This is a genomic window from Serratia sp. CoH_122_TC_1, assembly GCF_058191755.1.
This window is the reverse complement of the sequence record NZ_JBXWLA010000020.1, coordinates 111,512-123,450: the sequence shown is the minus strand read 5'-3', so window position 1 is coordinate 123,450 and position 11,939 is coordinate 111,512. Positions and strand designations below refer to the sequence as shown.

9 protein-coding genes are annotated in these 11,939 nt (G+C 50.6%); all 9 read left to right on the top strand.

All coding sequences use genetic code 11. The annotated features are described in order from the left end of the window. The first annotated feature begins 1,010 nt into the window (after window positions 1-1,010). Entirely contained in the window at window positions 1,011-1,913 is a 903-nt protein-coding gene (locus AC2FC2_RS22655) for a winged helix-turn-helix domain-containing protein (RefSeq protein ID WP_490659945.1), read from the top strand. 181 nt (window positions 1,914-2,094) lie between these two features. Continuing rightward, window positions 2,095-3,051 (top strand): NAD-dependent epimerase/dehydratase family protein, encoded by a 957-nt coding sequence (locus AC2FC2_RS22650; RefSeq protein WP_209635398.1) that lies wholly within the window; start codon window positions 2,095-2,097, stop codon window positions 3,049-3,051. Between the two features lie 207 nt (window positions 3,052-3,258). Next, the gene (wecA, locus tag AC2FC2_RS22645) at window positions 3,259-4,308 is read left to right on the top strand and encodes a UDP-N-acetylglucosamine--undecaprenyl-phosphate N-acetylglucosaminephosphotransferase (protein WP_209635397.1); all 1,050 of its coding nucleotides are present in this window, start codon (window positions 3,259-3,261) and stop codon (window positions 4,306-4,308) included. Window positions 4,309-4,353: 45 nt separating this feature from the next. Beyond that, the gene (locus tag AC2FC2_RS22640) at window positions 4,354-5,487 is read left to right on the top strand and encodes a polysaccharide export protein (RefSeq protein WP_209635395.1); all 1,134 of its coding nucleotides are present in this window, start codon (window positions 4,354-4,356) and stop codon (window positions 5,485-5,487) included. Window positions 5,488-5,515: 28 nt separating this feature from the next. After that, a complete protein-coding gene (locus AC2FC2_RS22635; protein ID WP_490659944.1) occupies window positions 5,516-7,696 on the top strand; it encodes a polysaccharide biosynthesis tyrosine autokinase in 2,181 nt (726 codons plus the stop codon). 4 nt (window positions 7,697-7,700) lie between these two features. Beyond that, a complete protein-coding gene (locus tag AC2FC2_RS22630) occupies window positions 7,701-8,990 on the top strand; it encodes a flippase (RefSeq protein ID WP_209635391.1) in 1,290 nt (429 codons plus the stop codon). Next, a complete protein-coding gene (locus AC2FC2_RS22625; protein WP_490659943.1) occupies window positions 8,980-9,828 on the top strand; it encodes an ATP-grasp fold amidoligase family protein in 849 nt (282 codons plus the stop codon). Before AC2FC2_RS22630 ends, AC2FC2_RS22625 begins: the two co-directional genes overlap by 11 nt. 141 nt (window positions 9,829-9,969) lie before the next feature. Next, window positions 9,970-10,875, top strand: a complete 906-nt coding sequence (locus AC2FC2_RS22620; RefSeq protein WP_209635387.1) for a glycosyltransferase family 2 protein — start codon at window positions 9,970-9,972, stop codon at window positions 10,873-10,875. Window position 10,876: 1 nt separating this feature from the next. After that, window positions 10,877-11,938 (top strand): glycosyltransferase family 4 protein, encoded by a 1,062-nt coding sequence (locus AC2FC2_RS22615; RefSeq protein ID WP_404759381.1) that lies wholly within the window; start codon window positions 10,877-10,879, stop codon window positions 11,936-11,938. Window position 11,939 lies beyond the last annotated feature (1 nt).

The following is an 11,939-nucleotide window of genomic DNA, read 5'->3' as shown; positions in this document are numbered from 1 at the left end:
TGTCGTAGCCGACCCGCCCGACAACGCAGGTGCAGGAGGACAAATCTGCCGGGAGCAGATTTGAACGCTGCTTGCAGCGGCCCCGAAGGGGCGAGGTCCTGGACGGGCAGAGTAATTACCGCGCTTACGGCCCCTTGCTCGGTCGAGGCGCATGAGTCTCATGGTGCCTTGTGCGTTTATCGACCGAAAAAAACGCTGAGCTTGCTAAAAACACCTTAACCGATCCCGCATTCCGCGCTCGGGTATAATCTGTTCCTCTCCAAGAGGGGAGGGGCTGTTTCTTTCTCTCTTCCATGTGATATTTTTACGCCCCGAGTGAAATTTCCTGCCTTTAGGTAATATTCTTATTATCCTGCACTGATTTTTCCTTTGTTTATAGATGCATCTCTCAGGTTCTGTTTTTTTTGGTCAATGATGAGCTGAAATGTCATTGAAGGATATTGTTCATTTTCCTGTCTGAATCCTTACAAAGAAAATGTGCGTGTAATGAGGTTTGTCAGGATAATGAAACCTGCATTTTTTCATTATTCGAGACGTGTGTCACCAAGTTGGCAATATGCCTTTGTATTTGGTGCTATATTTAGTTCAATACAATGTAAAGGATTAAATCAGATAACTCTCATTCTGTTTTCGTAGGCTTTTTGTAGGCTATCTGACAATCAGATTAAGCGGAAAAGCAGGTGATACTTTCTGACGTTATTATGAAATTTCACAATTTCATGTAATTAACAAGCAAACAACATAATTTGCTTTCTTGTTAAAAAACATGGCATTGTGTTTGTTTTGTTGCAGATTAACATGATAAGAAACCATGTTACCAACAGGGAAATAGAGACATCCAGAGAATCTAATCCTCCGTTTGAGAGAGGAAGTAAAAAATGAAATCAGCAAATTTTTATAAAAATAAACATCTGATGAATGCAACCTGTTGAGTTTACATTTAATTTCTTGAACATTTTTTCATATTTCTATACAAAGTGTGCAGGACAGGCACGCTAAGGAAATTAAAAGTGAATCTTGATAAAAGAATAAAGATTAGGAATCTAGATGTTCTGACACCGTCCAGGGAAAAATTCCGCCTGCGTTGGAAGGAGTATCAAATCCTTTCACTTCTTGTCGCCAGATCCCCAGAATTGGTTACACGTACGGAAATTATAGAAAATATATGGAAAGGAACTTACTGTTCGGATTCAACGATAAATCAAACAATTAAATCAATCCGTCAAAAGATTGGAGATACTGAGCACACCCTTATCAGAACTATTCCACGCCTGGGATATAAGGTGGAAAACAAGGCTGCTTTTCACTTTATTTCTGAAGAGGATGAATATGTCGACGACGAAATATGGAATATCAGTGATGAAACTGAAGATAATATTCAAGCGGATATTTCTGAAAGTACAAATAAAGATGATGGGGTTACCGCTGAGGAAATAGATCAACATAAGGAAGATAGGGTAACGTCTTCCCCCGTTGAAGTTCCCGAATCGCTTAAAAATGCCGCAACAATAAGAAAAAAGCCGGTCACACCCGTAGGTTTTTTCTCCGTTCCTGCCGTCAGAGTTGTGAAATACCTGTCGGTATTCGTATCCTTGCTAATTATTTCACATTTTTCATATGTTTTGGGAAATCAAACTCGGCCACCCATTATCAATGACATTCAAAACAATACGCGTGTTGTTTTGACCCTGACGTTGAACAACGCTCGGACCAATAGTCCGCAAACGTTGCTTTGCTTGTATGAAGGCGAGAGCCTGGAGCTGGCAACCATAGAATGCGTCGATCCCAAAGAAGGGCGATTGAAACAACCGGTGAAATATGAAACGTCCAGCGTTCAAGGGAGCGGTAAGATTAATCTTATATTGCCGAACAAAACCATGCAATATCAGGTTGCTTACGATGTTAAAAATTAGCGCGTAAGACGATTTCATCTTTCCCCATAATTTTACATTTTTCCAAGACTATTATTTCATTATTTGTTATTTGAAAGTGAAGAATGATTTGTCCAGTCTGGTTTCCATGATTTAGCGCGAATAAGCGTCCTGCCAAAATGCTGTGGCAGGAATAATGGAAAACCGAGCTGAGTGACAAATTATGGATAAGCGTAAAGTAGCTATCATCGGGGGTTCTGGCTTTATCGGAACGCGTCTGGTTAAACGCCTGAGTGCGCGTAACGACCTGGTGTTGACCATCGTGGATAAGAAGCAGAGCGAGCAATTTCCTGAGCTCTATCAGTTTGGCGATGTAACTCAACCCGAAACATTGCGGCAGCCCCTGGCTGGTTGTGACGCCGTGATTAATCTTGCGGCTGAACATCAGGACAATGTCGACCCTATCTCACTGTATTATCAGGTTAACGTTGATGGTGCGCGTAATGTCTGCCTGACGGCCTCCGCGTTAAATATCACGCAAATTATTTTTACTTCATCCGTGGCGGTCTACGGTTTTGTGACCAAAGAAACCGATGAAGAAGGGCTTTTTGAACCCTTTAACCATTACGGTAAGTCCAAGCTGGAGGCTGAATATGTCTACGAGGCCTGGCGCAAAGCCGACGCCAGCAACAAGTTAACCATTATCCGACCCACGGTGGTGTTTGGCGAAAACAACCGTGGCAACGTGTATAACTTGTTCCGGCAGATCGCCAGCGGCCGATTTGTGATGATTGGCAGTGGTAATAATATGAAGTCTATGGCCTATGTTGAAAATATTGCGGCCAGGCTGGAGCATGCGTTGGATCAGCAGGCGACATATCAGGTCAGTAATTATGTTGATAAACCGGACTTCACCATGAATCAGTTGGTCGACGTTATTTCGTCTTCATTAGGGCGAAATAATAAGACTATTCGCATTCCCTATTTATTTGGAATCTGCGGTGCAACGGCATTAGATATGGTGAGTAAAATAAGTCACCGTAAATTCCCTATTAGCCGCGTTCGTGTACAGAAATTCTGCGCCAGAACGCAATTTAAGAGCAGTGTACAAAGTGATTTTGTGGCGCCAGTCGATCTTGATTCGGCAATCGAAAAAACAATTAAGCACGAATTTTCCTAGAGATAACTTTCTCACGGGCAAAGGTTATTTATTTTTCGTCGCTGGCAGTCGGGGTGAATAACGTCGCCCCGACTATTGCGGCAACAGAGTGTAGTGGGACCGCATGCAATATGGGCGCGTCATGCGGCGCCTCTACAGATTAATTTTTAATAGCGCATTGGGAGCTGTAACTCAAGGGCGGTAGCGTGCTTATTCGCTGGAGGAACAATGTTATATCAACTGAGCGTGATATTTATTTTGGCACTGGTGCTGGTGATTATTGCTCGCCGCGCTGCGCTGGTCGTGGGATTAGTGGATAAGCCCAATGCGCGCAAACGCCATCAGGGGCATATTCCGCTGGTCGGTGGAATCGCCATTTATCTCAGCATTACATTTGTGACGTTCTGGCAGCCAGACTGGTTGCCACACAGCACGACCTATTTGTTGTGCGTCACCGCGTTGGTGATGCTGGGCGTGCTTGATGACCGTTTCGATCTGCCGGTGGCGCCGCGCGTCATTGTGCAGGGAGGGATCGCGCTGGCGATGATGCTGGTGGCAGGGATGCAACTTACTTCTTTCGGCTACCTGTGGGGCCATCAAGAACTGCTGTTGGGCTATGCCGCGTTACTGGTCACGCCACTGGCGGTATGGGGGGCGATCAACGCCTATAACATGGTCGATGGGATTGACGGCCAACTGGGGGCACTGTCTTGCGTTACCTTTTTGGCGTTGGCCATTTTATTCGGACTGGCAGGACACGACGAACAGGCTTTGTGGTGCCTGAGCCTGATTGCGGCGTTGGCTGCCTATCTGTTGTTCAACCTCAGCGTCTTTGGTGCGCGCAATAAAATTTTTATGGGTGACGCCGGCAGCATGGTCATTGGTTTTAGCGTGTTGTGGTTATTGGTTATCGCCACACAAGGACCGGATGCCGTCATCCGGCCGGTGACCGCGCTGTGGCTGATCGCCATTCCGCTGATGGACATGGTCACTGTGATGGTACGCCGTCTGCTGCGCCGCCAAAGCCCGTTCAAGGCGGGTCGTGATCATCTGCACCATATTTTGATGCGCCGCGGTCTCAACGCGCGGCAGGCTCTGGGGATGAGCTGCATGTTGGCGGTCACGTTGGCCTGTGTCGGCATCTGCAGTGAAGTCCTGAAACTGCCGGATTACCAAATGCTATTGGCATTTGTATTTTGTTTCTTCGGTTATTTTGCCCTGTTGCACGAACCGCGCCAGGCAAGGATTTTTACGGATAACCCTACCGCCGATCGTTAATCCTCCCACGGGCCGCAACGGTGGCCCGTTTTTCACGGTACTGTTATGAACCTTCACTTGCCTCATTTGATGCCACTGGTGCTGTCCAGCGCCTTGCTTAGCGGCTGCACAGCGTTTCCGGGTTCACACCTCCCGACTCAGGGAAAAGAAAAAGTCATCCAACAGGACGAAAACTTCGATCTGGACAAGCAGGTCCAGGTGTACCGCGTCACGCCGATGTTGTTGGAAAAAATGCGCCGGATAGAGCCGGTGGCGCGGCCCAACCTGGCACTGGACCAGCGCCTGCAAAGTTACCAGTACCGTATCGGTGTCGGCGACGTGCTGAATGTCACCGTCTGGGATCACCCCGAGTTGACCACGCCAGCAGGGCAATACCGCAGTGCCAGTGACACCGGTAACTGGGTACACGCCGACGGCGCTATTTTCTATCCCTACATTGGACGGGTACAGGTCGTCGGTAAAACGGTCACTGAAGTGCGCAACCAGATCGCCGGTCGATTAGCGACCTACGTAGAAAGCCCGCAGGTAGATGTCAGCATTGCCGCATTTCGTTCGCAGAAGGTGTACGTGACTGGCGAAGTGAAAACCTCTGGGCAGCAGGCTGTGACCAACGTGCCACTGACGATTCTTGATGCGATTAACGCGGCCGGAGGGCTGACCGATAACGCTGACTGGCGCAACGTGGTGCTGACGCACGACGGCAAGGAACAGCCGATTTCCCTGCAGGCGTTGATGCAACGTGGCGATATCAGCCAGAACCGTTTGCTGGCACCGGGTGACATTCTTTATGTGCCGCGCAACGACGAACTCAAAGTGTTTGTGATGGGTGAGGTTGGCAAGCAGTCGACGCTGAAAATGGACCGGAGTGGTATGACGCTGACCGAGGCGCTGGGCAGTTCTGAAGGCATCAGTCAAACGGTGGCCGACGCCACGGGCGTGTTTGTGATCCGACCGAACGGCGGTAAACAACCGAAGCGTCTGGCGTCGCTGTATCAGTTCGACTTGTCCGACGCCGCTGCGCTGGCGATGGGCACCGAATTCCAGTTGGAACCTTATGACGTGGTGTACGTCACGGCGGCACCGATAGCGCGTTGGAATCGCTTGATCAGCCAATTGGTACCGACTATTTCCAGCTTCAACGACCTCAGCGAGGCCACGTTGCGGATCCGTAACTGGTAAAGCCGCCACGGTGACTTAAGGAATACTGATGATGAAGAACAATGCATTGCCAATTGTAATGGCTGAGCAGGACGACAAATTGGAGTGGGAGCGGTTGATTGGCCCTTTGTGGGACAACCGTTGGCGTATTCTGCTGGTGACGGGGGTGGCCGGCATACTGGGCTGTGCCTATGCATTGATGGCGACGCCTATTTATCAGGCGACCGCGTTGGTACAGGTAGAAAAGCAGCTTTCGGGCGATTCGTTACTGCGTGAAACGCTGGACAGTTCAATCGGCTCAATTGGGCAGAACTCGGCGACGCAGGATGAGGTTTCCCTGGCGAAATCGCGCTACGTGATTGGCAAAACCGTGGACGATCTTGGCCTGACGGTGCGTATCAGTCCTGATTATTTTCCGCTGTTCGGCAAGGGCATCGCCCGCCTTAGCGGAGAAACGCCACCGGCATTGCGTATCGCAGGAATGAAGACGCCAGTGGTGATGCAAGGGCAGGAATTAACGCTGACGGTGGAGGACAAACAACGTTATAGCCTGAGCTATGACGGGAAAACGCTGTTCAGCGGTGTCGTAGGGCAAGCATTGCAGCAGGGGGATTGGGCGATCAACGTGACGGCGCTGGATGCCTTGCCGGGCACGACCTTCACGGTGGTTAATGTGCCACGGCAAAGAGCGGTGGACGATCTGCGCAACATGCTTGATGTTGCCCCTGGCGGTAAAGAAAGCGGCATCATGACGTTCAGCCTGGCGGGCGAAGATCCACAGCGTGCAGAGGCGGTGTTGAAGAGTATCACCGACAACTATCTGCAACAGAACGTGGATCGCAAGACGGAAGAGGCGCAGCGTATGCTGGCTTTCCTGCATGAGCAACTGCCACGCACGCAGACCTCGCTCAACAACGCCGAGAATCAGCTTAACCAGTTCCGTCAGCAGAACGATTCGGTGGATCTGTCACTGGAGGCCAAATCCGTGCTGGATACCCAGGTTCAGCTTGAGGGGCAGTTAAATGAGCTGACGTTCAAAGAAGCAGAGATTTCCAAACTTTATACCCGTGTGCATCCCGCCTACCGCGCACTGTTAGAAAAGCGCGCCACGCTGGAAGCAGAAAAGGCTCGCCTCGGTAAACAGGTGCAAACGCTGCCGAAAACCCAGCAGGAAATTCTGCGGTTGACCCGAGATGTACAGGTGGATCAGCAGGTGTACATGCAGTTGATGAACAAGCAGCAGGAATTGAGCATCAGCAAGGCAGGGACTGTGGGCAATATTCGCATTATCGATGAGGCGGAAACCGGTCTGCGTCCGGTGCAGCCACAAAAAGTGATGATCGTATTCTTCGCGCTGTTGTTGGGTGGCGTGCTGTCGGCGTCGGTGGTGGTGTTACGCGCGGCGCTGCATCGTGGCATCAGCGATACCGATACGCTGGAAAAACGGGGGATCAGTGTGTATGCCACCGTGCCGTTGTCGCCATGGCAACAAAAGCGTAACCGAGCTCAACAGCAACTGCTGACTAAAAATGGTGGCGACAAGTTGCCAATCCTGGCGCAGGAAGCGCCGGACGACTTGTCCGTCGAAGCGATTCGCAGTCTGCGCACCAGCCTGCACTTCGCCATGATGGAAGCCAAAAACAATATTCTGATGGTTTCGGGCGCCAGTCCTGCCAGCGGTAAGAGTTTCACCAGCACTAACCTGGCGGTGGTGATCGCGCAGGCGGGCCAGCGGGTGTTGCTCATTGACGCCGATATGCGCAAAGGTTTTCTGCATCGTTGGCTGAACAACAGCGCCAAGGGTGGGCTGTCTGACATGCTGTCAGGACTGATTGCGCCAGACCTGGCCGTCAAGAAAACGGACATTGCGAATCTGGATTTCGTGCCTCGGGGCCAGGTTCCACCCAATCCGTCTGAATTGCTGATGCATCAACGTTTCGCTGACTTCCTGCACTGGGCGGGCCAGCACTACGATCTGGTGTTGATCGACACCCCTCCCGTACTGGCGGTGACGGATGCTGCGATTGTCGGGCATCACGCCGGCACCTCACTGATGGTGGTGCGTTTTGAGGTCAATACCGTCCGACAGATCGAAACCAGCATCCGACGTTTCGAGCAAAACGGCGTGGTCATTAAAGGGGTGATCCTGAACGGGATGGTGAAGAAAACGGCTAACGACGCCGGTTACTATACCTTTGCCTACCCTAGTCATCAGGAAAAGGTTCAGTAACCGCATGAAAGCGATGCTGATGAATTCCCTGTGGTTAATGTTGGAACGGGTATCGCTAAGCCTGTCGGGCATTTTCGTTTCGGTCTATGTGGCGCGTTATCTGGGGCCGGCCCAATACGGATTGATCAATTACTTGCTGTCCGTGATCGCCATTGCCGTGCCGCTGGTGCAATTGGGGGCCGATGCGGTGTTGTTCAACCGTGTTGCACGGCAGCGGCACAGCGGTATTCGTCTGATGCTGGCCTCCATGCGATTGCGGCGTCGGCTTTTTGCGCTGATCGCCGTGCCCTTGATGGCTTGGGCACTGCTGACGCAGGATCGGACCAGCCAAATGATGATGGCGCTGATGCTCGCCAGTGCGTATTTCTCCATTCAGGATGTTTACAAGATTTATTACGACGCGCTGCTGAAATCCAAGTTGAACACGTTGATCAATAACCTGGCGCTGTTGTTGTCGATCATCTTGCGGCTGGCGCTAGTGCACGCCCAGCTGTCGTTGGCGTGGTTTGCCATTCCCTATGTGCTGAGCAGCCTGATTCCCTACGCAGTACGGTGGGTCCTGTTTCGTCGTGAACAGGGCGGCATGATGCCCATCAGCCGGCGCCACCAACGGCGTTATGGTCGTTATTTGTTGAAGGTGGGGTTGCCGCTGGCCGTTTCCGGTTTGTCGATTGTCATTTACACGCGTATCGATCAGATCATGATCGGCAACTATGTGGGTGAGCACAGCGTCGGGCTTTATAGCGCAGCCATCACCTTGAGTCAGGGATGGATCTTCGTACCGATAGCTTTGATCACCTCGATGATGCCAGGAGTGGCAAATGCGCGCACATTGGCCGAGCAGGAAGGGCGCATTCGGTTGTTGTATCTGGTGGTGTTATTGCTTTCGATGCCGGTGATAGTGTTTTTATCACTGTTTCCAGGTCCGATCGTGGCCTTGATGTTTGGCAGCAGTTACCGCGAAACCGCCACTATTCTGGCACTGTGTTCGGTGACGTCGTTATTTTCGGTGATGGGCACGGTGTCCTACCGGGCCATTGTGTTGTTTGGTGGTTACCGCTTTATCGCCATAAAAATGCCGTTGGCCGCATTGGCCAATGTTCTGATGAATCTGGTGTTGATACCGCGTTATGGCATTTGGGGGGCGGCGGTTTCAACCTTAGTCACCGAGTTTGTTTCATTTTTTGTACTTAATGGCTTTTTCAGAAGAGGACAAATTACCCGGCTGCAGGTCACCTGCTACCGTTGTTTACCTCAATTAATAGGGAAGGTGCGAGAACTTTATGCTAAATAATCTGGTGAAGGGTTTTTACCGCAATATACCCGACGCATTATATCATCAGTTAAAATATGCTTTGTTTTTTCGTAAAGTGCCACATCTGGCGAAGCCTGTGGGATATAGCGAAAAACTGATGCGCAGGAAGGTATATCCTTTGGCGATGTATACTCAGCTATCCGATAAATATCTGGTGAGAGAGTATATTGAAAAGTTGTGGGGGGCAGAATACCTCGTCGAACTTTATGCACAGGGGCGCGAATTAACGGAGTCGATGTATCAGGAGTTGCCGACGTCGTTTGTCATCAAGGCAAACCACGGCAGTGGCTATAACAAGCTGGTGTTCGATAAAAGCCAGACCAGCTTTAATGAATTGAGGGTGTTAACCAACAGTTGGTTACGTCAGAATTTTTATCAGGTCTACCGTGAGCGTCATTATAAGGACATTACGCCCTGCGTCATGGTTGAGAAAATGCTGCTTGAAGACGGCAAGACACCCAATGACATTAAGATTCATTGTTTTAATCGTGGTGGGGAGGTTCGGTTCTTTATCCAGATTGATTATCTGCGTTTTACCGATCACCGTCGGGATTTTTTTGACGCCAACTGGAACCGTACCGAGATCCGGTTGGGCGTTCCCAATAGTGACGTACCTATGGACAAGCCCTGTAAGCTGGAGAAAATGCTGGCATTGGCAACCCAGGTCGCAGAGCAGTTCTCTTATGTTCGGGTCGATTTTTATCAAGTGGAGGAGCGTATTTATTTTGGTGAACTGACGTTTACCCCAGGAGCCGGCTTGCAAAGGTTGACGCCGGAAACCATTGAACAGGAGTGGGGAGGTTATTTCCAGGATTAGCTGAATAACCGGTAGGCTGCGTGCATTTTACCCGCGTCAGTATGGGGGATAATAACCGGACAAGGATATGCTGGGATAACAAACTATTCCGTTGGCATCATTATTTTTTTGCCAAATGATAATATATTGTTGAGGTAATAAATGGACTTATCAATTGTCATGCCCGTTTTTAATAACTCAGCCAGTCTGGCCACAACATTAGCCCGCATGACCCATGCTTGCTCCGGGTTCGATTATGAAATTATCGTGGTTGATAATGCTTCAGATAAACAAGAGTTGGACAAAATGCGCAGCCTGTTGGTTGCTAATCACCGGGCGCGTTTGCATGAAAGTAAAACACGGAGTAATACGGCGGTATCCTGCAATACCGGTTTTCGCTTGGCGAGTTCAGACGTGGTTTTCTTTCTGGAACCGGAAGACTCATTCAGTACAAATTATATTATCCGCCGTCTGAAACGCCATCAGGATACACGGATTGATATTGTCTTTGGTAACTACACTACGGTGAGTGACAGAAATACCCGCAGTTATATGTTTGATTACAAGGAAGGCGCAACGGGCGCGGATTTTTTATTCCTGGATATGGGTGACATTCGGACTTCCACCATCAGCCTGCGTAAAAAAGCTGACCGGCGATTTTTATTTCCGGAGTTTCTCTACAAATACCAGGATTGGGGGTTTTTGGTTAATGCCACCAACCTGGGGGCGAAAGTGGCATTTGATGAAGGGCGCGGGGTATTTATCCGTTGCGGTGATGCCGACACCGATCGCTGCCGGATGAGCATCGACGCCAGTGAACAATTTATTGACGCATACCTCAACGCCAGCGGGCGTTATATCAGCGGTTTTGCCTGCAAACATCTGCTGGCTTCGTTGTACAGCGAGAATTTGCAGGCTTTCAACTATTACTCATCACGCACAGAACACCATGCCCTTAGCAGTAAGTTTAAGGCAATTAAATTGTATGGGGACTGCCTGGCCAGATTGGGGCTGTTTCCGTTGGGGGGGCGTCTGTTGCGTACCGCCCGCGAGGGATTTCGGAGATGACATGCAGCAACGAAAAGTAGCGATTGTGATTGAGAACATCGCCGAGAAAGGCGGTACCGAACGGGTAGCCAGCAATCTGGCCAATGCATTATCCACGCGTTTGGGCCACCAGGTGGATCTGGTGTCGATCAGCGGCGATCGGGCGTTTTATCCGTTAGAGACCGACGTGACGTTACGTTTTATGCCCGGCAGAACGTTGCTCTGGCCTTGGCGACTGGCGTGGACACTGCGGCGGGGTCGTTACGACGTTATCGTCACTGTGTCGATGGGGAAACTTTCGTCAATCATGGTGCCGTATCTGCGTTTGCTGTGCCCACACAGTCGTCTGCTACTGAGTGAGCATGTCAGTTTTCACCAGTACGCCTGGCCGATGAAGTGGTTGAAGGTACTGGTTTATCGGCTGGGTGACCGCACGGTGCTGCTGACGAAGAAGGATCTGTCGATCATCAGTCGTTGGGTGCCTGAGCGGAAATGTCGGGTTATCGAGAACGTTTCACCGTTCCCGGTGCAACCGCCGCAACCGGCCCTGCAACAACCGGTTGCGTTGGCGGTGGGGCGATTGTGTTATCAGAAGGGGTTTGACCGGTTAATCGCGGCTTGGCAGGGCGTGGCGCAGCAGGCTGCGGGCTGGCGGTTGCATATCGTCGGTGATGGTCCAGATCGTGCGGCGTTACAGCAGCAAATTGAGGCTGCCGGTCTTACTGAACAGATCACGCTGCTGCCGGCGACGGCTGACATCGCCAGCCACTATCGCCAAGCGTCGATGCTGTTGATGACATCGCGTTATGAAGGATTACCGATGGTGCTGATTGAAGCGATGAGTTTTGGTCTACCGCTGGTAGCGTTTGACTGTCAGACGGGGCCTGCCGAACTGATCGACGACGGTGATAACGGCTACCTGGTGGCTGAAGGCGATATCGACGCGTTCAGCCAGCGTACGCTGGCGTTGATTGATGACGGTGAACTGCGTCAGCGTTTCTCCCTGCATTCGCTGACGCGGGCGCAGCAGTTTATCCCCGAGCGTATTTATCCCCAATGGCAACAGCTTATCGCTGGAGGTTAAG